The sequence below is a fragment of the Microbacterium oleivorans genome (assembly GCF_001644225.1).
Taxonomy (GTDB): domain Bacteria; phylum Actinomycetota; class Actinomycetes; order Actinomycetales; family Microbacteriaceae; genus Microbacterium; species Microbacterium gawkjiense.
This window is the reverse complement of record NZ_LSTV01000001.1, coordinates 686235-710740: the sequence shown is the minus strand read 5'-3', so window position 1 is coordinate 710740 and position 24506 is coordinate 686235. Positions and strand designations below refer to the sequence as shown.

Genomic DNA, 24506 nt, shown 5'->3' with positions numbered 1-24506 from the left:
GTCGGGGTCAGGCGGCGCCGACGACCCCGCTGAGAACACTGTGGAGTTCCTTCGCCTCGTCGTCGTTCACCGAGACGACGAGTCGACCGCCCCCCTCGAGTGGAACACGCACGATGATGAGGCGGCCTTCCTTGACGGCCTCCATAGGTCCGTCTCCGGTGCGCGGCTTCATGGCTGCCATTGTGGGGCTCCCTTTCGTCTTCGGCCTTCCCCATTAGTCTACCCAATGGGCTGATCGCCTTCGGCGCGCGCGCCTCTCAGCGGACGCTTATCGTCACGGAATCCGGTAGAACGTGTCGCCCAGCGCGAGCATCTCGTGGATCCACAGCCACTGCCCGCCGAGGCACAGCACGAGCATCCCGATCCGCCACCATCGAGAGGGCGGTACCGCCACGGCGGCGGCCACGGGCGTGAGGGGCAGCAGCAGCCGGAACACGCTCGACTGCGGGAAGAACACCGCGAGCAGGTAGACGAGGTAACTCGCGCTCCACAGCCGGATCTCGGGCCCGAGACGGCGCACTTGGGGCGCCCGCACGAGGAGCGCGGCGGCCCCCAGGACCAGGACGGCGAGGGCGATCGGTCCGAGCATCGGCGGCAGCCCCCAGATGCCGAACCAGAGCGAGGATGCCTGCACGAAACCGGCGAAGGGGACGAACCGCTCCTCGGAGCCGACCCAGCTGCGCCGCCAGGCGAGCTCGGTCTCGAGGTACGCGGAGGGATCCCCCGTCGCGACACCGGCGATGACCTGCCAGGCGAATCCCACGATCGTCGCGAGGGCGCCCAGGGCGATGATGTGGACGATGTGCGGGGTCGGCAGCGGATCGACGCGCCGCCGCATCCACCGATGGATCCCGTAGAGGCCCAGCAGCAGGGCGAACGCGAGCACCCCCGGCCGGGTGAAGCCCATCAGGACGACGAGCGGATAGATCCAGCCGAACCGCCGGCGCTGGAGCGCCCACAGTGCAAGGAACAGCCAGACCAGCAGGAGCGACTCGGCGTACCCCATCTGGAACAGTGCGGCGAGCGGACCGTTGGCGAAGAGCACCACCGCCCAGAGCGACGCCGTCTCGCCGAGGCGTCCGCGCAGCAGCACGAAGAGCACCACGGATGCCGCGTACCCGGCCACGAGCGCCAGCACCACCGCTCCCGCCGGGTAGCCTCCGAGGACGGCGCCCAGCGTCCGGGCGAGCACGGGGAACAGCGGCATGAACGCCCACGCGTTCTCGGTCACCTGCCCGGTGTCGTTCACCGGGAGCTCGGACGGGTAGCCGCGATCGGCGATCACCCAATACCACTGGGCGTCCCATCCCATCGCGAGCGACGGGATGGTGGCGTCCGCGCCGAAGCGCGAGGTGGGTCCGGAGAGGCTCGCCGCGGCCCAGAAGAACAGGGTCGTGACGAGGCGTGCCGAGAGGTAGACGGCGGCGACGGTGCCGGCGACGGAGGCTGCGGACCTCAGTCGCCGCTCAGCCATGCCCGCAGGCCCCGCTCGACGTCCTCGATCTGCGCGATCGGCACGCGCTCCTCGTCGTGATGGGCCAAGTGCGGATCGCCCGGGCCGTAGTTGACCGCGGGAACGCCCATCGCCGAGAACCGAGCGACGTCGGTCCAGCCGTACTTCGGCTTCGGCACCGCGCCGACCGCCGCGACGAACTCCCGCGCGAGCGGCGCGTCGAGCCCTGGCCGGGCCCCCTCGGACAGGTCCACGATCTCGACCTCGAAACCCGCCAGGACGTCGCGCACGTGCGCCTCGGCGGCGGCGGCATCCCGGCTCGGAGCGAAGCGGAAGTTGACGTCGACCTCGCATGCGTCGGGGATGACGTTGCCGGCGATGCCGCCGCGGATCGCGACGGCGTTGAGGCCCTCACGGTAGAGCAGTCCGTCGACCTCGATCTCGCGCGGCCGGTACTCGGCCAGCCGGGCGAGGATCGGAGCGGCCTTGTGGATCGCGTTCTCGCCGACCCACGCGCGGGCGCTGTGCGCGCGGACGCCGGAGGTGCGCACGACCGCGCGGAGGGTGCCGTTGCAGCCGCCCTCCACCTGCCCGTCGGAGGGTTCGCCGAGGATGGCGAAGTCCGCCGCGAAGAGGTCGGGACGGGATGCCGCGAGCCGGTTCAACCCGTTGAGGTCGGCGGCGACCTCCTCGTGGTCGTACCACATCCAGGTGATGTCGACGCGGGGATCGGTGAGCTCGGCGGCCAGTTTCAACTGGACGGCGACACCGGCCTTCATGTCGACGGTGCCACGGCCCCAGAGGTACGGCTCGCCGTCGACCTCGATGTCGCGGGTCGGGACGTTGCCGTTGATGGGGACCGTGTCGATGTGCCCGGCGATCGCGACACGCTGCGCGCGCCCGAGGCGGGTCCGCGCGACGATCGTGTCGCCGTCGCGGTGGACCTCGAGGTGCGGCAGCTCCGAGACGGCCTCGAAGATGGCGTCCGCGAGGACGGTCTCGTCGTCCGACACGCTCGGGATGTCGCAGATGGTCCGTGTCAGGTCGACAGCGGTGGAGCGGAGGTCGAGCCGGGGCATGACGTCGAGTCTAACGACGGCCCGATAGCCTGGAATCATGAGTGACGCACGGTGGGTCTGGGGCATCGGTCTGGCGACGACGAGCGAGGACGGCACCGTCCTCGACACCTGGTACCCCGCACCGGCTGTCGGCCGGGCGCCCGCCGAGGTGGACACCACCGACCTCGCCGCCCACGCCGGCGACGACGAGCGGCGCGCCGTCACCGTCGGTGTCGTCGTCGTCGAGATCGACCTCGACGCGCCCCCCGCGGGCACCTCCGACGCCTACCTCCGCCTGCACGCGCTCTCGCACCGCCTCGTCGCCCCGAACGAGCTCGACCTCACCGGCATCTTCGGGCACCTGCCGAACGTCGCGTGGACGAGCGCCGGACCGATGCACCCGCAGGATCTCACCCGTCTGCGCCCGACGCTGCAGCGCGCCGGCATCCAGGTCGCCGGGATCGACAAGTTCCCGCGGCTCACCGACTACGTCGTCCCCTCGGGCGTGCGCATCGCCGACGCCTCGCGCGTCCGGCTCGGGGCGCACCTCGCGCCGGGGACCACGGTGATGCACGAGGGGTTCGTCAACTTCAACGCCGGGACGCTCGGCGCCTCGATGGTCGAGGGACGGATCTCGCAGGGTGTCGTGGTCGGCGACGGCAGCGACATCGGCGGCGGCGCGTCGATCATGGGCACGCTCTCGGGCGGCGGCAGCCACCGGGTCTCGATCGGTCGCCGCACCCTGCTGGGCGCGAATGCCGGCATCGGAATCTCCCTCGGCGACGACTGCATCGTCGAAGCGGGTCTCTACCTGACTGGCGGGACCAAGGTCGTCCTCGTGGGCGAGACGCCGCGGGCCGACGGCACTGTCCCGACGGCGAAGGCCGCCGAATTGTCGGGGCGCAGCGGCATCCTGTTCCGGCGCAACTCGCTCACGGGCGCCGTCGAGGCCGTGCGTCGCGAGGGCGTCGGGGTCACCCTCAACGCCGACCTGCACGCCTGAGGGGTCAGCCCTTCAGGACGGCGGCCCGCGCCTCGCGGTGCTCCTCGTCGCTGATGATGCCGCGCGCCCGGAGACCGTCGAGTTCGATCAGGCGCTGCTCGATGGTCGGCACGGCAGGGGTCGGCGCGGCAGGCGGTGCCGCGACCGCCGGCTCGGATGCCGCGGGCGCGAGCGCGTCGCTGCGCAGCACCTTGGCGGCGATCTGCGCATCCACGGTCAGCGGGTCGATTCCCGCGTCGCTCAGGATGCGGTATTTCCGCGCGCGGATGACGAGCCCGAAGACCGCCCCGACGATGCCGAGCACCAGGACCAGGCCGAAGACGGCCGAGAACCCCGACGCCATCCCGTCCATGCCGGTGGGATCCATGACCCCGCCGTCGTCCATGCCCGGCGGCACGCCGATAACCCCGTCATCGATGTACCCGCTGTCGTCGACGAAACCCGAATCGTCGAAGGTCAGTCCTACCCCCGGCATCCACCCCATGGGCACACCCTAGCGGGGTGCGGGGCGTGCGTCAGCGGGAAACGGGGTAGTCCCGCTCCGTCGCTCCCGTGTAGAGCTGCTGCGGGCGACCGATCTTGGTCTGCGGGTCGTTCTGCATCTCGCGCCAGTGCGCGAGCCAGCCGGGAAGCCGACCGATCGCGAACAGGGGCGTGAACATCCGCGTCGGGAATCCCATCGCCTTGTAGATGACGCCGGTGTAGAAGTCGACGTTCGGGTAGAGGCGACGCTCCTTGAAGTAGTCGTCGTTGAGCGCGATCTCCTCGAGCTCGTTGGCGAGGGCGAGGAGCGGGTCCTCGACGCCGAGCTCGCGGAGGACCTCGTCGGCGGACTCCTTGACGAGCTTCGCGCGCGGGTCGTAGTTCTTGTAGACGCGGTGCCCGAAGCCCATGAGCTTGACACCGTCTTCCTTGTTCTTCACCCGCTCGACGAAGCGCTGCACGCTCTCGCCCGAGTCGCGGATGCGCGCGAGCATGTCGAGGACGGCCTCGTTCGCGCCGCCGTGGAGCGGCCCGTAGAGCGCGTTGATGCCGGCCGAGATCGACGAGAACTGGTTGGCACCGGTCGACCCGACGAGCCGCACGGTCGAGGTCGACGCGTTCTGCTCGTGGTCCTCGTGCAGGATGAGCAGCCGCTCGAGCGCCCGCGACATGACGGGGTTGATCTCGTACGGCTCGGCGTTGTTGCCGAAGTTCAGCTTGAGGAAGTTGTCGACGAAGCTCAGCGAGTTGTCGGGGTAGAGGAACGCGTGCCCGATGCTCTTCTTGTGCGCGTACGCCGCGATCACGGGAAGCTTCGCGAGCATGCGGATCGTGTTGAGCTCGACGTGCTCCGGGTTGTGCGGGTCGCTCTGGCCCTCGTAGTAGGTCGAGAGCGCGGCCGTCGCGGCCGAGAGGACCGACATCGGGTGCGCCGTGTGCGGCAGAGCCGAGAAGAAGTGCTTGAGGTCCTCGTGCAGGAGCGTGTGGCGCCGGATCTTCTCGTCCCAGCCGGCCAGCTCGTCCGCCGTGGGCAGCTCGCCGTAGATGAGGAGCCAGGCGACCTCGAGGTAGGTGCTGTGCTGGGCGAGCTGCTCGATCGGGTACCCGCGGTACCGCAGGATGCCCTGGTCACCGTCGATGTACGTGATCGCGGACTTCGTCGAAGCGGTGTTCACGAAGCCGTAGTCGAGCGAGGTGTGCCCGGTCTGCTTCGTGAACGTCGAGAAGTCGACGCTCGGCACCCCTTCGCTTCCGGCGACGAGCGGCAGCTCCGCGGTCGTGTCACCGATAGTCACGGTGGCCTTCTGAGGGGTGTCCGCGTTGGTCACGAAGCCTCCTTGCGGTCGTCGGGAGCGGTCTCTACAGCCTAACGGGGAGATGGCGCCTCTCCTGACGCGCCCAACGGATCGCGGCATCCGTGAGAGGAAACCTACGAAAGGCTACGATCCCGCGGATGCCGTCAGCCGCCCCGCAGCGGCGGCGATGCGCTCGTCGGTCGCGGTGAGCGAGAAGCGCACGTGCTGCGGGTGGTGCGCGCCGTAGAAGTGGCCGGGACCGGCCAGGATGCCGAGCTCGGCGAGCCGGCCGAGCGACGTCCACGCGTCCTCCCCCGCCGTCGCCCAGAGGTACAGGCCGCCCTCGCTGTGGTCGATCCGGAACCCGGCCGCCTCGACGGCGGGCTTCAGCACGTTGCGCCGCGCACGGTACAGCGCGCGCTGGTGCTCGACGTGCGCGTCGTCGTCCAGGGCGGCGACCATCGCGTCCTGGACGGGACCCGGGACCATGAGCCCGAGGTGCTTGCGCGCCGTCACGAGCCCCGCCACCAGGTCGGTGTCGCCCGCCAGGAACGCGGCGCGGTACCCGGCGAGGTTGGACTGCTTGCTGAGCGAGTAGACCGACAGGAGCGCGGTGAGGTCGCCCTCGGTGACCCGCGGATCGAGGACGCTCGGCACCGCGGCATCCGCCCACGGTCCGTCCCAGCCCAGCTCGGCGTAGCACTCGTCCGAGGACAGGACGGCACCCAGCTCGCGCGCGCGGCGCACGGCGCGGCGGAGCTCGTCCACGCGCAGCACCCGCCCGTCGGGGTTGCCGGGAGAGTTGAGCCACACCAGGCGGGTCGTCTCGGGCCATTCGCCCGGATCGTCCGAGGCGAGCGCGGTCGCGCCGACGAGGCGCGCACCGACCTCGTACGAGGGGTAGGCGGCGCGGGGGTGCACGACGGTGTCGCCGGGGCCGAGCCCGAGGAGCAGTGGCAGGAGCGCGACGAGCTCCTTCGAGCCGACCGTGGGGATCACGTGCGCGGCAGTCAGGCCGGGAACGCCGCGGCGCCGCGCGTACCAGGCGGCGATCGCTTCGCGCAGCGCCGGGGTGCCGACGGTCTGCGGGTAGGCGTGCGCATCGGTCGCACGCCGCAGCGCATCCGCCACGACGCCGGGCGTCGGATCGACGGGAGAGCCGATGGAGAGATCGACGATGCCGTCAGGATGCTGCCGTGCCCGCGCTGCGTACGGTGCGACGGCGTCCCACGGGTAGTCGGCGAGGTCGCGGACGCTCATGGACGCTCAGTGCGCCTGCGGCGGAAGACCCGCGATGACGGGGTGGTCCTTCGCGATCACACCGACCTTCGCAGCACCGCCCGGCGAGCCGATGTCCTCGAAGAACTCGACGTTCGCGGTGTAGTAGTCCTGCCATTCGGCGGGGAGGTCGTCCTCGTAGTAGATCGCCTCGACCGGGCAGACCGGCTCGCATGCACCGCAGTCGACGCACTCGTCGGGGTGGATGTAGAGCGACCGCTCACCCTCGTAGATGCAGTCGACGGGGCACTCGTCGATGCAGGCACGGTCTTTGACATCCACGCACGGGAGAGCGATCACATACGTCACAGGACGAGTCTAGTTCGTGGAACGGAGGCGGGATGCCGACGGCCACGCGACGACGAGCGCAGCCACGAGCGGCACGACGAAGGTCCAGATGAGCCCGGGCGTGATGGTCGCACCCTCCGGTGGCGCCGGGACGACGACCGAGCCGCCCGGCCCCTCGTTGGCGAAGAGGAGCGTCGCGAGCATGGCGCCCAGGCCACAGGCCAGAGCCGACGCGCGCTCCCCCGTGAGGATGCGGACGGCGACCAGCAGGGCGATGAAGCCGAGCGAGGCGACCAGCAGCCCGACGGGGACCACACCCCACACCGCCGCTTGACCGATGGTTCCGGCCACGCCGTAGACGACGCCGATGACGGCGGCGAGGATCCACGTGGCGACGCGGGCGAGCAGGGCGTTCACCACGACAGTCTAGGCGCGCACCCTGGGGCGATCACGCCGCCCAGCCCCACAGGCGCAGGAGCGCCGCGGTGGCGGCGGCCGCGACCACGACCACGAGGAACGGCGCACGGATCACGAGCAGGCCGGCGGCCACGAGAACGGCGGGCAGCCGCGCATCGACGACGACCGCCTGGCCCGCACCCAGCGTCTGCACGACGACGAGAGCGGCGAGCAGGGCGACGGTGAGCAGGTCGATCGTCCGCGACGGGCGCGGCGCGTCGAACCACGCCGGCGGCACGAGATACCCCACGGTCTTCAGCGCGACGCAGACGATCGAGGCGAGCAGGATGGCGTGCCACAGGGTCATGACGCGGCCTCCGTGGTGGTCTCGCGGGCGCCGAGCCAGTTCGTCCAGCCGACGACGAGTGCGACGACCGCGGCGACGAGGACGGGAAGCCCCGGCATGAGCAGCGGGGTCGAGATCGCCGCGACGACGGCCGCCGCCGCCCCCACCGCGATCGCCTGACGCCGGCGCAGACGCGGCCAGAGAAGTGCGAGGAACGCCGCCGCGGCCGCGGCATCCAATCCGTAGGTCCGGACGTCGCCGAGGACGTCGCCCAGCAGCGCTCCCGCGAGGGTCGTGAGGTTCCAGCCGAGGTAGATGCCGATGCCGGTCACCCAGAAGCCGATGCGGCGGGCACGGCCATCCGTCTGCGCCAGCGCGACCGCCGTCGATTCGTCGATCGTGAAGTGGGATGCCGCGGCCCGCCGCCAGAAGCCCGTACCCACGACCGGCGACATCCGCAGTCCGTAGGCGACGTTGCGCATGCCCAGCAGTCCCGCCGACGCGATCGCCGCGCCCGGGAGACCTCCCCCGCCGATCACACCGACGAACGCGAACTGCGATCCGCCGGTGAACATGAACAGGCTGAGGACGCAGGTCTGCCACACGTCCAGACCCGAGCCCACCGCGAGGGCGCCGAAGGACACCCCGTAGGCGCTGGTCGCGAGGACCACCCCGAGGGAGTCTCGCCACGCCCCTCGGGTGGGCTGCTCCTCCCCCGTCACCGCGTCAGGAACCGGCGTCCTGGCGCTTCAGGCGCGAGGCGGCGCGGCCGCGCTCGGTCGCGTCGAGCACGACCTTGCGGATGCGCACCTTCTCGGGCGTGACCTCGACGCATTCGTCGTCGCGGGCGAACTCGAGGCTCTCCTCGAGGGTGAGCACGCGCGGCGGCGTCATCGACTCGAAGGAGTCCGAGGTCGACGAACGCATGTTCGTGAGCTTCTTCTCCTTCGTGATGTTGACGTCCATGTCGTCGGCGCGCGAGTTCTCGCCGATGACCATGCCCTCGTAGACCTCCTCGGTGGGCTGCACGAAGAACGACATGCGCTCCTGGAGAGCGATCATCGCGAACGGCGTGACGACGCCGGCGCGGTCGGCGACGATCGAGCCGTTCTGACGGGTCGAGATCGCGCCAGCCCACTCGTCGTAGCCGTGCGAGATCGCGTTCGCGATGCCGGTGCCGCGCGTGATGGTGAGGAACTCGCTGCGGAAGCCGATGAGACCGCGCGAGGGGACGATGAACTCCATGCGCACCCAGCCGGTGCCGTGGTTGGTCATCGTCTCCATACGGCCCTTGCGGCCGGCCATCAGCTGGGTGATGGCACCGAGGTGCTCCTCGGGCGCGTCGATCGTGAGGTGCTCGAACGGCTCGGTGAGCTTGCCGTTCTCGTCGCGCCGGGTGACCACCTGCGGCTTGCCGACGGTGAGCTCGAAGCCCTCGCGGCGCATGTTCTCGACGAGGATCGCCAGCGCGAGCTCACCACGGCCCTGGACCTCCCACGCGTCGGGCTGGCCGATGTCGACGACCTTCAGCGACACGTTGCCGATGAGCTCGCGGTCGAGGCGATCCTTCACCATGCGGGCGGTGAGCTTGTGCCCCTTGACCTTGCCCATGAGCGGCGAGGTGTTGGTGCCGATCGTCATCGAGATGGCGGGGTCGTCGACCGTGATGGCCGGGAGGGGACGGATGTCCTCGGGGTCGGCGATGGTCTCACCGATCGTGATGTTCTCGAAGCCCGCGATCGCGACGATGTCGCCGGGGCCGGCGGACTCGGCGGGGTAGCGCTCGAGCGCGCGGGTCATGAGCAGCTCGGTGATGCGGGCGTTGCTCGTCGTGCCGTCCGCGCGCACCCAGGCGACGGTCTGCCCCTTCTTGAGCGTGCCGTTGAAGACGCGCAGGAGGGCGAGACGGCCGAGGAACGGCGAGGAGTCGAGGTTCGTGACCCACGCCTGCAGCGGAGCCTCGTCGTCGTACGACGGCGCGGGCACGTGCTCGAGGATCGCCTCGAACAGCGGCTCGAGGTCGTCGTTGTCGGGCAGCGAGCCGTTGTCCGGGCGCGTGCGCGAGGCGGCGCCGGCGCGGCCCGAGGCGTAGACGACGGGGACGTCGAGCAGCGCGTCGATGTCGAGGTCGGGCACGTCGTCCTGCAGGTCGGAGGCGAGACCCAGCAGCAGGTCGTGCGCCTCCTCCTCGACCTCCGCGATGCGGGCGTCGGGACGGTCGGTCTTGTTGACCAGGAGGATGACGGGGAGCTTGGCCTCGAGCGCCTTGCGCAGGACGAACCGGGTCTGCGGAAGCGGGCCCTCGGAGGCATCCACCAGCAGGACGACGCCGTCCACCATCGACAGGCCGCGCTCGACCTCGCCGCCGAAGTCGGCGTGACCGGGGGTGTCGATGACGTTGATCGTGATCGGCTGCTCGGTGTGGATGCCGTTGTACGTGATCGCCGTGTTCTTGGCGAGGATCGTGATCCCCTTCTCACGCTCGAGGTCGTTCGAGTCCATCGCGCGCTCTTCGACGTGCGCGTGCTCGCCGAACGAGCCGGTCTGGCGGAGCATGGCGTCGACGAGCGTCGTCTTGCCGTGGTCGACGTGCGCGACGATCGCGACGTTACGGAGGTCAGGACGGAGGGCGTGCGCCATGAAGGGAATTCCTTGCAGAGAGGGATGATGCCGGGATGCCGGCAGTCCACTTTACCGCAGCCCACGACACGCCGACGGGGCGAGGACCTATCGGTCCCCGCCCCGCCGTGCATCAGGTGATGCGGGTGAGCGATGCTCGGATCACTCGGTGTAGCCGACCAGCGACCAGTCGATGTTCTTGAACGTCGCCGTGCCGTAGTTGGCGAGACCCTCGTCGGTCGCCACCACCTCGGGGTACGGGTAGATCGGAACGCTCGGGAGGAAGTCGGCGATCACCTCGTTGATCTGCTTGGCGATCTCCAGACGCTTGGTCTCGTCGAGCTCGGCGTTGGCCTGCTCCCACAGGTCGGCGAGACGGTCGTCCGTCACGCGCGCGTAGTTCTGCGGCGAGTCCGCCGGCGTGTAGATCGTCTCAGCGGACGAGATCGGGAACAGCGTGCCCTGCCACCCGAACGTCACGGCCTGGAAGTCCCCGGCCTCGATGTTCGTGAAGTAGTTCTCGCTGGGGACCTCGTTGAGGGTGACCTTGACGCCGATCTTGGCGAGGGCGTCCTGGACGCCCAGCGCGCGGTTGATGTTCGACTGCGTGCCCGCGGGAACGGTGATCGCGAACTCGAGCGGCTTGCCGTCCTTCGTCCAGGAGTCGCCCTCCTTGGTCCAACCGGCTTCCTCGAGCGTCTCCTCGGCCTTGGCCGGGTCGCTGCCGATCTTCTCGTCGAAGACGTCGCTGTAGCCGGCCTGGCCGGGCATGAAGATCCAGTCGCCGAGCGTGGTCGCCGGGGCGCCCAGGGGCTCATTGGCGACGCGGGCGATCAGCTCGCGGTCCATCGCCATACCGATGGCCTTGCGGACGTTGACGTCGTCGAACGGCGCCGCGGTCGCGTTGAAGGTCAGGTGCGACCAGGTGACACCGCCGGAGCGGCCGACGACGGATCCTGCCTTGGCACTGGCGGTCTCCAGGGCGTCGGGCGTCTGGATCTCGATCGCGTCGATCTCGTCGTTGGAGTAGGCCTGCGGCAGGGTCTCCTGCGCGATGACCTTGAAGGTGATGCTGTCGAGCTTCGGCTTGTTAGCACCCCACCAGTTCGGGTTGGGGACCAGCTTGAAGATCTTGGCGCTGTTGTCGATCGAGTCGACGACGTACGGGCCCGCGGACGGGACGGCCTCGGACGCGAAGCCGCTGTTGAAGGCCTCCTTGTCCTTGGCGATGTCCGCCGGGAGCACCGGGGTCAGGAACAGGCTCGGCCAGTCGGCGTAGGCACCCTTGAAGGTGACCGTGTACTCGAAGTCGCTGACGACCTCGGCCTTGTCGATCGCGTCGAACACCGACGACGGGACCGTCTCGTAGCCGTCGGCGGCGCCGCCGGCGGCGGCGTAGGTGGCGACGTAGTCCTCGGCGGTGATCGGCTTGCCGTCGGGCCACACGGCCTTCTCGTTGAGCTTGACCGTGACGACCTGGGGCGACTCGCTCGTCAGTTCGATCGAGGTGGCGTAGTCGGGGTTCGCGGTCCAACTGCCGTCGTCCGCGACGACCCACATCGAGGAGAGCGTGGGCTCGAGGAGCCGCTGGACGTCGACGTTGGCCGCGAGTGCGTGGTTCGGGTTCCAGCTGCCCTCGTCCGTCGGGCTGCTCGTGACGGAGAGGTTGAGCGTGCCACCGTCGGTGAGGTCGCCGTAGTCCACCGTCTCGTAGCCGACCAGGGGAAGCGATTCGGGCGACGCCGAGGAGGACGGCGACGGCGACGACGTGGTCCCGCCAGCACAGGCGGTGAGCATGAGAGCTCCCGCGCTGAGCACAGCAAGACCCGCAAGTGCTGTCTTACGGATCATGTGCATCTACTTTCTTCTTGGGTCCGCCGGAAAAGACGGAGTTCAGGGGTCAGGTGACGACGAGGACGTTCTTCTCGACGTGGTGGCAGGCCACCTCGACGCGGCCGCGCCGCGCCAGATCGGGGTACTCGCCGAGGCAGAGCCGCTGGTCCTCTTCGGGAAGGAGACGGAACAGCGGGCAGCGGGTGCGGAAGCGGCATCCCTGGATCTCCACGGCCGGGCTCGGCAGGTCGCCGTCGAGCAGCACGCGTTCCCGGGTGCGCTCGATGTGCGGGTCCGGGATCGGCGCCGCCGACATGAGAGCCTGGGTGTACGGATGGCGCGGGTTGCTGAACACCTCCGCGATCGGTCCGGACTCGACGATCCGGCCCAGGTACATGACCGAGACGTCGTCGGCCAACTGCCGGACGACCGCGAGGTCGTGGGCGACGAAGACCATCGACAGTCCCAACCGGTCGCGGAGGTCCTGCAGGAGGTTGATGACACCGGCCTGGATCGACACGTCGAGGGCCGAGACCGGCTCGTCGAGGACGAGCACCTTCGGGTTCGTCGCGAGGGCGCGGGCGATGCCGATGCGCTGGCGCTGACCGCCGGAGAACTCGTGCGGGTAGCGGTCCGCCATCGCCGGGTCGAGGCCCACGAGCTCGAGGAGTTCGACGACGCGCTCGTCGCGCTGGGCCTTGGGGACGTCGTGCACGAGCAGCGGCTCGGCGATGACCTCGCCGATCGGCAGGCGCGGATCGACGGCGGCCGCCGGGTCCTGGAACACGATCTGGATGTCGCGGCGCAGCTCCCGACGTCCCTTGCGGGTCAGCGAGGCGACGTCCTTCCCGTCGAAGGTGATCCGCCCGCCCTGCGGGGCGGTGAGCTCCATCATCTCGAGGATGGTCGTGGTCTTGCCGCATCCCGACTCGCCCACGAGGGCGAGCACGCGCCCCTCGCGGAGGTCGAAGGAGACACCGTCGACGGCCTTGACGTCACCCACGCGACGACGGAACACGCCGCCCCGGTAGAGCGGGAAGTGCCGCTTGAGGTCGCGCACCTCGACGATAGGAGCCTCCGTCGTCTCGGCGACGACCTCGGCCGGCAGCGGCTCGGGCCGCGGGAAGATGTCGGAGCGCCGGAGGACACCCTCGGCGAGTTCGTCCGAGCGGTGGCACGCGGCGAGCTGCCCGACGGCCTTCCCGGCGGGGACGAGCTCGGGCTCGACCTCGTGGCACACCGCGATCGCGGCGGGGCAGCGTGCGGCGAAGGGGCAGCCCTTCGGGAGCGAGGCGAGGGACGGCGGGCGACCCTCGAGCGGGACGAGGCGTTCGGTGCCGGCGGTGCGGATGTTGGGCACCGATCGGAGGAGACCCACCGTATACGGCATGACGGGCTCGCGGAAGATCGTCTCGACGCTGCCGTACTCGACCATCTTCCCGGCGTACATCACGCCGACGTTGTCGGCGTGACCGGCCACGACACCGAGGTCGTGCGTGATGAGCGACACGGCGGCACCCGTGATCCGCTTCGCCTCCTCGAGCACTTCGAGGATCTGCGCCTGGATCGTCACGTCGAGCGCGGTCGTGGGCTCGTCCGCGATGATCAGCCGCGGGTTGTTGGCGATCGCGATGGCGATCATCGCGCGCTGCCGCATCCCGCCCGAGTACTCGTGCGGGAACGCCTTGGCGCGGCGCGGGGCGTCGGGGATGCCGACGATCTTCAGGAGCTCGACGGCGCGCGCGGCGGCGGCCTGCTTGCTGAGGGCCGAGTCGTGCAGTCGCAGTGCTTCGGCGATCTGGTCGCCGACGGTATACACGGGGGTCAGCGCCGACAGCGGGTCCTGGAAGATGATCGCCAGTTCGCGGCCGCGGATGCGGGAGAGCCGCCGGTCGTCGAGCGACAGCAGGTTCTGCCCCTGGAAGAGGATCTCGCCCTCGATCTGGGCCGTGTCGGGGAGGAGACCCATCACCGCAAGCGAGGAGACCGACTTGCCCGAGCCGGACTCGCCCACGATCCCGAGGAACTCACCCTCGTGGATCGTGTAGCTGACGTCGCGGACGGCGCGCACGGGTGACCCGTCGCGCTGGGGGAACGTGACGGAGAGGTTCTTGACCTCGAGGATCGGGCGGCCGCGTTCGCGGGCGCTCGTCTCGATCGAGTGCAGCAGTTCGTCAACCACGGTTGGCTCCGGAAGTGGGGTCGATGGCGTCGCGCAGAGCATCGCCGACGAGGCTCAGGCTCAGGAGCAGGACGACGAGGGTCGCCGCGGGGAAGACGAACAGCCAGGGTCGGGTGGCCGCGGCGGTGTTGCCGGCGGCGATGAGGGTGCCGAGCGAGACTTCGGGCGCCTGCACGCCGAAGCCGAAGAAGCTGAGGCTCGTCTCGGCCAGGATCATGGCGCCGACACCCAGCGTGGCGTCGATGATGAGGAGGGATGCGACGTTCGGGACGACGTGGCGGGTGACGACCGACCACGTGCCGAATCCCATGTAGCGGGCGGCCTTCACGAACTCGCGCTCACGCAGCGAGCGCGTCTGCGAACGGATCACCTGCGCCATGATCATCCAGCCGAACAGCGCCAGGAAGAAGGTCATGACGATCCAGCCGGACTCCCGGAAGAACGGGAAGAGCAGCACCAGGATGAAGAACGCGGGCAGCACGAGTAGCAGGTCGATGAACCAGGCGATGACCTTGTCGCTCCACCCGCCGACGTACCCGGCGATCGCTCCCACGAAGCCCGCGATGAGCGTGGCGAGCGGCCCCGCGACGAAACCGACGATCAGGGAGATACGCAGGCCGGCCATCGTCTGGGCGAACAGGTCGTAACCGAGCGTGTCCGTACCGAACGGGTGCGCGGCACTCGGCGCCTGGTTGAGGGAGAAGTAATCGCGCGTGGTGTGCGAGATCGGCCAGACGAGCGGACCGACGACCGCCCACAGGACGATCGCGACGAGGACGATCGTGCCGATCCAGAACTGCTTCGACGAGCGCAGGCGCTGCCAGATCAAGCGCGAGCGCGTGAGCGGCTTGCGGGTCTTCTGATCCGCGGAGACCGAGAGCTCGGCGACCTCGGCGGACTGTTCGAGAGGGATGACCATGATTACCTCCGCACGCGCGGGTCGAGGGCGGCGTACAAGACTTCTGAGAGGGTCGACGAGCACAGGATCAGGACCGCGACGAACATCGTCGATCCCGCCACCGCGTTGATGTCGTCCTGCTGCACGGCTTGGATCGTGAGTTCGCCCATCCCGTGCCAGCCGAACATGATCTCGAGCATCGTCGCCCCGGCGACCAGGGTGCCGAAGCTGTAGGCGAAGAACGTCGACATGGGGATGAGCGCGACGCGCACACCGTGACGCACGAGGGCGGACCCGCGGGTGCGGCCCTTCGACCGCGCGGTGCGGATGTAGTCCGCGCCGAGGACGTCGAGCATCGCGCTGCGCTGGTACCGGCTGTACGAGGCCGCTGCGCCCAGGATCAGCACGAGGGTCGGCAGCAGCAGGTGCGAGAGGCGGTCCCCCAGCTGCGGCCAGAACTCATTCGGGATGCCCGGCGAGTACTGACCGGTGAACCGGATGATCTGGGACCCCGCCGCCTGGTTGAAGTAGGTGGCGAGGATCATGAGGAGGATCGCCATGACGACGGTAGGGGTCGCGAACAGCAGGTAGGACGCCGCCGTGACGATGCGGTCGCTCGTGCGGTACTGGCGCACGGCGCCCCAGACGCCCAGGATCACGCCCAGGATGGCGCCGATGATCGAACCCACCAGCAGCAGCTGCAGGCTCACCCCGGCGCGGACGAAGATCTCCTCGACGACCGGCTGATTGCCCGTCGTGAGGCCGAGCGAACCCTGGGTGAAGAGATTGCCGAGCCACCGGAAGAGGCGGAGCAGGAGCGGGTCCTCGGGGTTCACACCCCAGCGGTCCAGGATGCCGTCGATCGTCGACTGCGGAACCGGAGGGTTCCGCTGCAGGAACCGTCGCTCAGGGACGAGTCCGATGCTCGCGAGCACGTACGCCAGCGACGTGGCGACGAGGGTGAGGATCGCGTAGTTCAGGATTCTCCTGATCAAGTACAGCGTCACGCGTCTCGGGTGTCCTCTCCGGCCGTTCCGGCGTCGAGGACGCCTTGCCTAACGGGGCTTCGCTGCCCCGCCCGCACAACGCTAACAAACATGCCCACAGATCCGTCGAAACGGTGAACAGTTCGTTTCACGATCTTTACTTCACGGATGCACAAGTGTCACAGAGGCGATCGTGAGGGCCGCGAGGGCGACTCCCACGAGGAGCGCGGGGACGTCCCAGCGCGAGGTCGCGACACGCTCGGAGGGCGTCGCCGCCTCGCGCAGCGCTTCCATGACCAGCGCCGCATCCGCCGACGGCTCGGGCGTCCGCGTCATCCGTCGGCGCGGGGGGAACGGTCCGCCCCAGCAGTCGATGCGCCGGCCGCCGACGAGGACGACACGCAGCTGCGCGGACTGCACGACCTCCTCGACCGAGGACCACGGCAGATCGTGGATCCGGAGCGCGTTGATCACCACGGCACCCTCGCGATCGGCCCTCACCTGCGACCGCCAGAAGAGCAGCCACGCCCCCCAGCCGATCAGCAGGAGCGGGGCGGTCCACTTCGCCAGGAAGAGCCAGCTCCCCCGCACCGCCGCGTCCCCCAGGAAGAAGGCGAGCATCGCGACGACCACCCAGAAGGACAAGAGGGTCGACGAGGCACGGAACACCCGAGGGCGGAGGAAGCGAGCATCGCGCCCGCCTCCCCCGCCCTCGGTGTGGTTCGTCACGCACGCCCCCCGAGCGGGATATCCGCACCGGGGATCGCGTCGAGAAGACGACGGGTGTACTCCTGCGTCGGCGAGGCGAAGATCTCGTCCACCGTGCCCTGCTCGACGACACGGCCCTGCTCCATGACGCACACGAGGTCCGCCGCGACCCGGACGACGGCGAGGTCGTGGGTGATGAACAGGTAGGTCAGGTCCAGCTCGGACTGCAGCTCCGCCAGCAGGCGCAGGATCTGGTCCTGCACGAGCACGTCGAGCGCCGACACCGCCTCGTCGAGGACGACGATCGACGGCTTCAGGGCGAGGGCTCGCGCGATCGCGATGCGCTGACGCTGACCGCCCGAGAGCTCGTTCGGGTAGCGCCACGCGACCTCGCGCGGAAGCGACACCTGCTCGAGCAGCTCGAACACGCGGTCGCGTCGGGACTTCTCGTCACCCACGCCGTGTACGCGAAGCGGCTCGGCGATCAGCGCACCGATGCTGCGGAGTGGGTCGAGCGACCCGTACGGGTCCTGGAAGACCGGCTGCATCCGGCTCCGGAGCGAGAAGATCTCCTTGCGACTCATGCCCGACGTGTCGGCGCCGTCGATGATCACGGAGCCGCTCGTCGGCTGCTCGAGCTGGAGCACCATCTTCGCCACGGTCGACTTGCCCGACCCCGACTCCCCCACCAGCGCGAGGGTTTTGCCCTTGGGGATCTGGAAGGAGACCTGGTCGACGGCCCGGAACGGTTCGCTGCGGAACCCGCCCGAACGGATCTTGTACTCCTTGACGAGATCGCGCACCTCCACGACGGGCTTCGCGTCGACGACCTCGCCGAGGTGCTCCACGCCGCGCCGCTCGGCCACGGCCTGGATGCGCTGCGACGCGAGGCTCGGGGCAGCGGCCACCAACCGCTGGGTGTAGGGGTGCTGGGGGTTCTCGAGGATGACCCGGCTCGGGCCCGCCTCGACGATCTCACCCTGGTTCATCACGACGATCCGGTCGGCGCGCTCCGCCGCGAGTCCGAGGTCGTGCGTGATGAAGAGGACGGAGGTGCCCTTCTCACGGGTGAGCGAGGCGAGGTGATCGAGGATGACCCGCTGCACCGTCACGTCGAGCGCGCTGGTGGGCTCGTCGGCGATCAGGAGCTTCGGGTCGGCGGCGAGACCGATGCCGATCAGGGCGCGCTGCCGCATCCCACCCGAGAACTGGTGCGGGAACTGGTGCATGCGCCGTTCCGCATCGGCGAGCCCGGCCTGCTTGAGCACCTCGATCGCGCGCTGCCGCGCCTGCCTGCGGCTGGAGGCGAGACCGTTGGCGCGCACGGCCTCCTCGACCTGGAAGCCGATCGACCAGACCGGGTTGAGGTTCGACATCGGGTCCTGCGGGACGTAGCCGATGTCGCGACCACGGATCGCCTCCATGTCGCGACGGCTCGCCTTCGTCAGGTCGACCCCGTCGAGCAGGATCGATCCGCTCGTCACCTTGCCGGTGCCCGGAAGCAGGTCGATGACGGCCGCGGCCGTCGTCGACTTACCCGAACCGGACTCGCCCACGATGGCGACGGTCTCTCCCGGGAAGACGTCGAGGTCGACCCCGTGGAGGACCTCGCGCTCCTTCTTGCCGTTCGAGAAGGCGACCTTCAGGTCGCGGATCTGGAGAAGGGGTTGCGACACGGCGCTCTCCTTGTGGCTACCGCGCAGCGAAGCGCGGCTGGACGGGTTCTCGGTGGCGCTCATCGCTGGGCCCTCGACTTCGGGTCGACCGCATCGCGCAGGAGCTCGCCGAGCGTGATGAACGCCAGGACCGAGACCGTCAGCGCGAGCGACGGCCAGAACAGCGCCAGCGGCGCGGTGCGGATCGAGGACTGCGCCTGGCTGATGTCGGCGCCCCACGACACACCGCCGAGACCGACACCCAGGAACGACAGCGTCGCCTCCGCGACGATCGCGGTGCCGAGGCCCAGGGTCGTCACGACGATGACGGGCGCCATCGAGTTCGGGATGACGTGCGTGAGCAGGGTGCGGAAACGCGAAAGCCCGATCGAAAGGGAGGCCATCACGTAATCGGACTGCTTCACCCGCAGCACCTCGGCACGCGCGATACGCGCCGTGCTCGCCCACGAGAACCCGCCGATCGCGAGTGCGAGGACGAAGACGTTCTTGTGCTCGGCGAGCACCGACATCACCACGACCGCCGCGACGATGTAGGGGATCGTGAAGAAGATGTCGCCGACGCGCGAGAGGAGTGAGTCGAGGAATCCGCCGTAGAAGCCCGCGAGGGCGCCCATGATGAGGCCGATGACAGTGGAGATGACCGTCGCCAGGACACCGACCGACATCGAGATACTCGTGCCGTGCACGACGCGCGACCAGATGTCGCAGCCCAGGAGGTTGAAGCCGAGCGGATGCCCCGGCTCGGGGCCGGCGTTGCTCTTGCCCAGCACGCATGCACCGCCGGACGGGCCGACGGACGTGAACAGGGTCGGGGCGACCGCCATGACGACGATGATGAGGCAGAACACGACCGAGATCCAGAACGTCGGACGGCGACGGAGGTCACGCCAGGCATCCAGCCAGAGGTTGCTCTTCTTCTCGCTCAGGCGGAGCTGGTCGACCACGACCGTCTCGGTGCGGGCGGGCGCCACGTAGTGGGTGGTGTTACTTGACATAGCGGATCCTCGGGTCGAGCAGGCCGTACAGGAGATCGACGACCAGGTTCACCAGCACGTAGATGACGACGAAGATCGTGACGAAAGACACGACCGTCGGGGTCTCATGGCGGATGATCGCGTTGAAGAGGGTGTTCCCGACGCCGGGCACGTTGAAGATGCCCTCGGTCACGGTGGCTCCCACCATGAGGACGCCGAACTGCGTGGCCGTGTCGGTCACCATCGGGATCATCGAGTTGCGCAGGACGTGCACCGGGATGACACGGCGACGCGACAGGCCCTTCGAGTAGGCGGTCCGCACCCAGTCCTGGCCGAGCGACTCGATCATCGAAGCGCGTGTGAGGCGCATGCTCGAGGCGTAGATGCTGAGGCCGAGGACGATCGCCGGCAGCCAGAGGTCGCCCCAGTCGTTCTGCCCACCGACGGTCGGCTTGAACCAGCCGAGCTGCACGCCGAGGAAGTACTGGGCGAGGAAGCAGAGCACGAAGATCGGGATGGCGATGAAGATCAGCGCCGTCACGAGGGCGCCGTTGTCGAAGATCGAGCCCTTCCACACCGCCGACAGGGCGCCGATGATGAGCGCGAGCACGAACGCGATCGCGACGGACATGATCGCCAGGCGCATCGTGATCGGGACGGTGCGGGCGAGGACGTCGTTCACGCTCTGCCCGGAGAACGTCGTCCCGAAGTCGAAGCGCAGGATACCGCCGAGATAGTTCGCGTACTGGACGATGAACGGCTCATTGAGCTTGTACTGGTCGCGGATCGCCTCGATGACGGCCTGCGGCGGCTGCTTGTCGCCGAAGAGTGCGGCGACGGGGTCGCCGGGGAGTCCGAAGACCATGTAGTAGATCAACAGGGTCGCGCCGATGAAGACCGGAATGACCTGAAGGATCCGTCGGAGGATGTAATAGGCCACCCTCGGCCCCCTTCCAGGGAAAAGACGTATCAGTGCTGACGCACGAAGAAGGGCCCCGCTGCGCGGTGCCCCTGTTCACCCAATACTCAGCCCGTCGGCTGTGAGAACGGTGAGATGGTCGGGTCACGCCGCGAGGCGGTGACGGGTGACCGTCACCGCCTCGCGTGAGGTGATGCTGTGTGCGGGTTACTTGGTGATCTCGTAGTAGAGCGGCACCGAGTTCCAGCCGAACTCGACGTTCTCGACGCCGTCGGCCCAGCCGCCGTTCACGTTCGAGTACCAGAGCGGGATGGCCGGAAGGTCCTCGAACAGGACCGACTGCGCCTCGAGGAGCGTGGCGTTGCGCGCCGCCTCATCCGTCTCGCTGATGCCCTTGGCGATCAGGTCGTCGAACTTCGCGTCCGAGTACTTGCCGTCGTTCGAGCCGGCACCGGTCGCGTAGAGCGGGCCGAGGAAGTTGTACAGACCGGGGTAGTCGGCCTGCCAGCCGGAACGGAACGCGTCGACCTTCTCGTTGTCGCGGGCGTCGAGGTAGGTGGCGAAGTCCGGGAAGGGCTGGCCGACGGCGGTGATGCCGAGCGTGCCCGAGATCGAGTTCGCGACCGCGTCGACCCACGTCTGGTGGCCGCCGTCGGCGTTGTACGAGATCGTGAAGTCCTCGCCGTTGTAGGGCTTGATCGCGTTCGCCTGGTCCCACAGCTCCTTGGCGAGCTCGGGGTCGTACTCGAGGACCTCGTTACCCGGGACCGAGTCGCTCCAGCCGTCGATGACGGGCGAGGTGAAGTCCTTCGCAGGCGTGCGGGTGTCCTTGAAGATGACCTTCGTGATCTCTTCGCGGTTGATCGCGTGCGAGATCGCGGCGCGGCGGAGCTTGCCCTCTTCGTCCGTCTGGAAGCCGTCGAGCCACTCCGGGATCGTCAGCGACTGGAAGATGGCGGCGGGCTGGTTGACCGCGCGACCGTCGAGGTCGGACTCGTAGGTCTCGAGCGCGCTCTCGGGGATCGCGTCGAGCACATCGAGGTTGCCGGCCTGCAGGTCCTGGTAGGCACCCTCCTGGTTCGCGTAGAAGACGATGTCGAGGCCACCGTTCTTCGCCTTACGCGGACCGTCGTAGTCCTCGTTCGGGACCAGGTCGATGCGGACGTCGTGCTGCCACGCGCCTTCCTCGGCCAGCTTGTACGGGCCGTTGCCGATCGGGTTCTCACCGAAGGCCTTCATATCGTCGAACGCGACGGACGGGAGCGGCGCGAAGGCCGAGTAGCCCAGGCGCTGCGCGAAGTCGGCGGCTGGCTTGTTCAGCGTGATGGTGAAGGTGTGGTCGTCGACCTTCTTGAGACCCGACAGCTCCGAGTCCTCGTCGTAGCTGAAGCCCTCGATGTCCTCGAAGAAGTACGACGAGTTCTGCTTGTTGGAAGCCAGCGCACCGTAGTTCCACGCCTTGATGAAGCTGTCGGCAGTGACCTCTTCACCGTTCGTGAACGTCAGGCCCTTGCGGATCTTGACGGTGAGCTGCGTGGGCGAGTCCGTGGTGATCGACTCGGCGGCGTCATTGACGACCGAACCATCGGCCGCGTAGGAGATGAGGCCCGCGAAGATCGAGTCGATGACCTTGCCACCACCGGTCTCATTGGTGTTGGTGGGGATGAGCGGGTTCTGAGGCTCGGAGCCGTTGGTCGTGATGACCGCATCCGTCGAACCGCCGGTGCCCTCGTTCCCGTTGCCGCTGCCGCCGGTGTTGCTGGCGCAGCCGGCGAGAACCAGGCTGGTGGCGCCGAGCAGGGCGAGGCCCGCGACGCCGATCTTGTTGCGCTTCAAAGTGTCCTCCATGAGACCTAATGAAAGCCCGGGTCGAGGCTTCGCGACCCAGGCGTGATGAGAAGCACACTAAGCAGCTTGAGCGCAATGCGACAAATCTCTCACAAGACCGTTACACAGCCTTTACTTGAGAAGCCGTCGATGAAGCAGTCTGATCGGTGGGCCCATCGGCATCCCACTCATACGAAGTCGTGCCATTCTGACCGGATGGCAGCGTTCACGGACCTCCCCACGGATTCCTCCCCGCGGCGGCGGGCACGCCTGTGGTGGGAGATCGCCATCGTCCTCTCACTCTCGCTGGGGCGCTCCGCGGTGTACTCCGTGCTCTCGCTGATCGAGGCGCTGACCCGTGCACCCCTGAGTGATCAGCAGACCTCGCTCAACCCGGGCGCCGCGCCGTCGGAGGTGTGGGATGTCATCTCGCAGTTCCTGTCGGCGCTGTTCGGTTTCGCGCCGGTCGCGCTCGCGATCTACCTGCTCTGGGAGCCCGCCCGGTCGGGCTTCGCGAAGATCGGCCTGACGTTCGAGAGGTTCGGCCGGGGCCTCGTCGGCGGCGTGCTGCTCGTGCTCGTGATCGGCGTCCCGGGCCTCGTGCTCTACGCCGTCGGGCGCGAACTCGGGATCACCGTGCAGGTGGATGCCTCGCCGCTGGACTCGTCCTGGTGGACCGTGCCGCTCCTGCTACTCGCCGCCCTCCGGGCGGGGCTGCTCGAGGAGGTCATCATGGTCGGCTACCTGTTCGACCGCCTGCGCCTGCTCGGCTGGAACACCTGGACGATCATCCTGTCCACCGCGGTGCTGCGCGGCTCATACCACGCGTATCAGGGGTTCGGTCCCCTGATCGGCAACATGGCCATGGGCGTCGTGTTCGGCTGGGTGTACTCGCGCTGGGGCCGCGTCATGCCGCTCGTCGTCGCGCACGTGCTCATCGACATCATCGCCTTCGTCGGGTACCCGCTCGCCGCCGCGTGGTGGCCCGGGGTGTTCGGCCCGCCCGGCGGCTGACGCGCGGCATCCCGGGCCTGGGTCTTCTTCCCGCGAGACTGCACGGGCGGGCCGAGACGGCGGCGTGGCGCCGCTGTCTCGCGCGTCGGGTGCAGTCTCGGGGGGGGATCGGTGAGGCGGGGCGGTTCCTCCACCGCGGGCGCGGGGGGCGGGGTGTCCACGGGGCGGAGCGCGAGCGGGGCGCTGCCGGGGGCGGGTCTGGAGCATCGGGGGTATGCCCGCGATCGCCCGCCCCCTGCCCTTCGTCCGTCCCGCGCCCGTCGCCTGCCCCGTGCCGCTCCTGCGGGCGCGGGACGTACCGCACGCCGCGCGCGTCGCGGCTCGCGGTGAGCTCGTGTCCGTCGTGCGCGGGGTGTACGCGCCGGCGGGGTTGTGGCGGAGGCTCGCTCCATGGGACAGGTACCTCGCGCGCATTCACGCGACACTCCTCACGCACCCGGGGCTGGTGCTGAGCCACGAGTCGGCCGCGGCGATCTGGGGGATGCCGGTGCTCGGCGACCCCGGCGTGGTCCACGCTCTCGGCGACCCGACCCGCACCTCGCGCCTGCACGCCGGCCTCCGGATGCACACGACGACGGGAGCGCGGGACGTCGTCGACCTGGGCGGGTTCGCCGCGGTCGCACCCGCGGACTGCGCCGTCGACCTCGCGCGGGCTCGGCACGTGGTGGTGGGGCTCATCGCGGCGGATGCCGCGCTGCGGCTGGACCCGGCGGCATCCGTCGAGTCGCTCGTCGAGCAGAACGAGCACCGACCGAGTTCGCGGGGGCGCCGCATCGCCCGGTGGCCCCTGCATCGTGCCCGGGCGGAGGCGGAGTCGACGCTCGAGTCCGCGAGCCGGGCGATCATCGAGCTGCTCGGCTACGAGGAACCCGAGCTGCAGACCGAGTGGAGCGGGCAGGGCGCGACCGACCGCACCGACTTCTGGTGGCCGGGGGCGGGAGTCGCCGGCGAGGCGGACGGCGACCTCAAGTACGACGGCCGATTCGGCGACCCCGGAAGGTTGTTGCGCGCGCGCCGCGAGCGGGACCACCGCCTTCGGTCACGAGGCATCCGATCGGTCGTGCACTGGGGATGGTCCGATGTCGCCGACCCCGATGCGCTGGACGGCATCCTGCGCGGCGCGGGCGTCCCGCGCGTCGCGCTTCCCGACGCGTACCGCCTCGCGACCGCCCGGACCGCCCTCGGCTCTCGCCACCCCGCCGCGAGACTGCACACGCGCGCCGAGACCGGGGTCTGAACCCGCTGTCTCGACCACCGTGTGCAGTCTCGC

23 protein-coding genes are annotated in these 24506 nt (G+C 69.2%); 3 read left to right on the top strand and 20 right to left on the bottom strand.

Going from position 1 to position 24506, the window contains the following annotated elements; genetic code table 11:
* Window positions 1-7: 7 nt before the first annotated feature.
* The 3 genes from AYL44_RS14325 to dapE form a co-directional block, all read right to left on the bottom strand.
* Window positions 8-181, bottom strand: coding sequence for a DUF3117 domain-containing protein (locus AYL44_RS14325; RefSeq protein WP_064506455.1), 174 nt, complete (start codon window positions 179-181; stop codon window positions 8-10).
* Between the two features lie 93 nt (window positions 182-274).
* A complete protein-coding gene (locus tag AYL44_RS03290) occupies window positions 275-1474 on the bottom strand; it encodes a hypothetical protein (protein ID WP_064002457.1) in 1200 nt (399 codons plus the stop codon).
* Window positions 1456-2532 carry a succinyl-diaminopimelate desuccinylase gene (gene dapE / locus AYL44_RS03285; RefSeq protein ID WP_064001810.1) on the bottom strand — a complete coding sequence of 359 codons (1077 nt, stop codon included), beginning with the start codon at window positions 2530-2532 and terminating at the stop codon, window positions 1456-1458. The genes AYL44_RS03290 and dapE overlap by 19 nt, the downstream gene beginning before the upstream one ends.
* A 37-nt stretch (window positions 2533-2569) precedes the next feature.
* Between dapE and dapD the strand changes: the two genes are divergently transcribed.
* Window positions 2570-3514: a 2,3,4,5-tetrahydropyridine-2,6-dicarboxylate N-succinyltransferase gene (gene dapD, locus AYL44_RS03280; RefSeq protein ID WP_064001809.1), complete on the top strand. Its 945-nt coding sequence runs from the start codon at window positions 2570-2572 to the stop codon at window positions 3512-3514.
* Window positions 3515-3518: 4 nt separating this feature from the next.
* Here the strand turns inward: dapD and AYL44_RS03275 are convergent, their stop codons facing one another.
* The 17 genes from AYL44_RS03275 to AYL44_RS03195 form a co-directional block, all read right to left on the bottom strand.
* A complete protein-coding gene (locus tag AYL44_RS03275) occupies window positions 3519-3998 on the bottom strand; it encodes an SHOCT domain-containing protein (protein WP_231872714.1) in 480 nt (159 codons plus the stop codon).
* 31 nt (window positions 3999-4029) lie between these two features.
* Window positions 4030-5325: a citrate synthase gene (locus AYL44_RS03270; protein ID WP_064001808.1), complete on the bottom strand. Its 1296-nt coding sequence runs from the start codon at window positions 5323-5325 to the stop codon at window positions 4030-4032.
* 111 nt (window positions 5326-5436) lie between these two features.
* Window positions 5437-6552: a succinyldiaminopimelate transaminase gene (dapC, locus tag AYL44_RS03265; protein ID WP_064001807.1), complete on the bottom strand. Its 1116-nt coding sequence runs from the start codon at window positions 6550-6552 to the stop codon at window positions 5437-5439.
* A 6-nt stretch (window positions 6553-6558) separates the two neighbouring features.
* Complete coding sequence (gene fdxA, locus AYL44_RS03260) at window positions 6559-6879, bottom strand: ferredoxin (RefSeq protein ID WP_064001806.1); 321 nt, start codon at window positions 6877-6879, stop codon at window positions 6559-6561.
* Between the two features lie 9 nt (window positions 6880-6888).
* Window positions 6889-7275: a DUF6113 family protein gene (locus tag AYL44_RS03255; protein ID WP_064002455.1), complete on the bottom strand. Its 387-nt coding sequence runs from the start codon at window positions 7273-7275 to the stop codon at window positions 6889-6891.
* 31 nt (window positions 7276-7306) lie between these two features.
* Complete coding sequence (locus tag AYL44_RS03250; protein ID WP_064001805.1) at window positions 7307-7621, bottom strand: AzlD domain-containing protein; 315 nt, start codon at window positions 7619-7621, stop codon at window positions 7307-7309.
* The gene (locus AYL44_RS03245; RefSeq protein ID WP_064001804.1) at window positions 7618-8322 is read right to left on the bottom strand and encodes an AzlC family ABC transporter permease; all 705 of its coding nucleotides are present in this window, start codon (window positions 8320-8322) and stop codon (window positions 7618-7620) included. The genes AYL44_RS03250 and AYL44_RS03245 overlap by 4 nt, the downstream gene beginning before the upstream one ends.
* A 4-nt stretch (window positions 8323-8326) precedes the next feature.
* Entirely contained in the window at window positions 8327-10240 is a 1914-nt protein-coding gene (typA, locus tag AYL44_RS03240; RefSeq protein WP_064001803.1) for a translational GTPase TypA, read from the bottom strand.
* Window positions 10241-10381: 141 nt separating this feature from the next.
* Complete coding sequence (locus AYL44_RS03235; RefSeq protein ID WP_064001802.1) at window positions 10382-12070, bottom strand: ABC transporter family substrate-binding protein; 1689 nt, start codon at window positions 12068-12070, stop codon at window positions 10382-10384.
* A 49-nt stretch (window positions 12071-12119) separates the two neighbouring features.
* Complete coding sequence (locus tag AYL44_RS03230) at window positions 12120-14234, bottom strand: dipeptide ABC transporter ATP-binding protein (protein WP_231872713.1); 2115 nt, start codon at window positions 14232-14234, stop codon at window positions 12120-12122.
* On the bottom strand, window positions 14227-15153 hold the full coding sequence (locus tag AYL44_RS03225) for an ABC transporter permease (protein WP_064001801.1): 927 nt from the start codon (window positions 15151-15153) through the stop codon (window positions 14227-14229). The genes AYL44_RS03230 and AYL44_RS03225 overlap by 8 nt, the downstream gene beginning before the upstream one ends.
* A 2-nt stretch (window positions 15154-15155) precedes the next feature.
* Window positions 15156-16139 carry an ABC transporter permease gene (locus tag AYL44_RS03220; RefSeq protein ID WP_064001800.1) on the bottom strand — a complete coding sequence of 328 codons (984 nt, stop codon included), beginning with the start codon at window positions 16137-16139 and terminating at the stop codon, window positions 15156-15158.
* A 141-nt stretch (window positions 16140-16280) separates the two neighbouring features.
* A complete protein-coding gene (locus AYL44_RS03215) occupies window positions 16281-16847 on the bottom strand; it encodes a hypothetical protein (protein WP_064001799.1) in 567 nt (188 codons plus the stop codon).
* Window positions 16844-18565 (bottom strand): ABC transporter ATP-binding protein, encoded by a 1722-nt coding sequence (locus tag AYL44_RS03210; protein WP_064001798.1) that lies wholly within the window; start codon window positions 18563-18565, stop codon window positions 16844-16846. Before AYL44_RS03210 ends, AYL44_RS03215 begins: the two co-directional genes overlap by 4 nt.
* Window positions 18562-19497: an ABC transporter permease gene (locus tag AYL44_RS03205; RefSeq protein WP_064001797.1), complete on the bottom strand. Its 936-nt coding sequence runs from the start codon at window positions 19495-19497 to the stop codon at window positions 18562-18564. Before AYL44_RS03205 ends, AYL44_RS03210 begins: the two co-directional genes overlap by 4 nt.
* Entirely contained in the window at window positions 19487-20416 is a 930-nt protein-coding gene (locus AYL44_RS03200) for an ABC transporter permease (protein ID WP_064001796.1), read from the bottom strand. The genes AYL44_RS03205 and AYL44_RS03200 overlap by 11 nt, the downstream gene beginning before the upstream one ends.
* Window positions 20417-20602: 186 nt before the next feature.
* A complete protein-coding gene (locus AYL44_RS03195; RefSeq protein ID WP_231872712.1) occupies window positions 20603-22243 on the bottom strand; it encodes a peptide ABC transporter substrate-binding protein in 1641 nt (546 codons plus the stop codon).
* Between the two features lie 195 nt (window positions 22244-22438).
* Between AYL44_RS03195 and AYL44_RS03190 the strand changes: the two genes are divergently transcribed.
* Together AYL44_RS03190 and AYL44_RS03185 are read left to right on the top strand one after the other, a co-directional pair.
* On the top strand, window positions 22439-23236 hold the full coding sequence (locus tag AYL44_RS03190; RefSeq protein ID WP_064001795.1) for a CPBP family intramembrane glutamic endopeptidase: 798 nt from the start codon (window positions 22439-22441) through the stop codon (window positions 23234-23236).
* A 214-nt stretch (window positions 23237-23450) separates the two neighbouring features.
* Entirely contained in the window at window positions 23451-24473 is a 1023-nt protein-coding gene (locus AYL44_RS03185; RefSeq protein ID WP_064001794.1) for a hypothetical protein, read from the top strand.
* Window positions 24474-24506 lie beyond the last annotated feature (33 nt).

Bases quoted from the DNA above. Each gene is read 5' to 3' on its own strand.
- AYL44_RS14325 (WP_064506455.1), bottom strand. From the start codon at position 181: ATGGCAGCCATGAAGCCGCGCACCGGAGACGGACCTATGGAGGCCGTC.
- AYL44_RS03290 (WP_064002457.1), bottom strand. From the start codon at position 1,474: ATGGCTGAGCGGCGACTGAGGTCCGCAGCCTCCGTCGCCGGCACCGTC.
- dapE (WP_064001810.1), bottom strand. From the start codon at position 2,532: ATGCCCCGGCTCGACCTCCGCTCCACCGCTGTCGACCTGACACGGACC.
- dapD (WP_064001809.1), top strand. From the start codon at position 2,570: ATGAGTGACGCACGGTGGGTCTGGGGCATCGGTCTGGCGACGACGAGC.
- AYL44_RS03275 (WP_231872714.1), bottom strand. From the start codon at position 3,998: ATGGGGTGGATGCCGGGGGTAGGACTGACCTTCGACGATTCGGGTTTC.
- dapC (WP_064001807.1), bottom strand. From the start codon at position 6,552: ATGAGCGTCCGCGACCTCGCCGACTACCCGTGGGACGCCGTCGCACCG.
- AYL44_RS03250 (WP_064001805.1), bottom strand. From the start codon at position 7,621: ATGACCCTGTGGCACGCCATCCTGCTCGCCTCGATCGTCTGCGTCGCG.
- typA (WP_064001803.1), bottom strand. From the start codon at position 10,240: ATGGCGCACGCCCTCCGTCCTGACCTCCGTAACGTCGCGATCGTCGCG.
- AYL44_RS03235 (WP_064001802.1), bottom strand. From the start codon at position 12,070: ATGATCCGTAAGACAGCACTTGCGGGTCTTGCTGTGCTCAGCGCGGGA.
- AYL44_RS03225 (WP_064001801.1), bottom strand. From the start codon at position 15,153: ATGGTCATCCCTCTCGAACAGTCCGCCGAGGTCGCCGAGCTCTCGGTC.
- AYL44_RS03210 (WP_064001798.1), bottom strand. From the start codon at position 18,565: ATGAGCGCCACCGAGAACCCGTCCAGCCGCGCTTCGCTGCGCGGTAGC.
- AYL44_RS03205 (WP_064001797.1), bottom strand. From the start codon at position 19,497: ATGTCAAGTAACACCACCCACTACGTGGCGCCCGCCCGCACCGAGACG.
- AYL44_RS03195 (WP_231872712.1), bottom strand. From the start codon at position 22,243: ATGGAGGACACTTTGAAGCGCAACAAGATCGGCGTCGCGGGCCTCGCC.
- AYL44_RS03190 (WP_064001795.1), top strand. From the start codon at position 22,439: ATGGCAGCGTTCACGGACCTCCCCACGGATTCCTCCCCGCGGCGGCGG.
- AYL44_RS03185 (WP_064001794.1), top strand. From the start codon at position 23,451: ATGCCCGCGATCGCCCGCCCCCTGCCCTTCGTCCGTCCCGCGCCCGTC.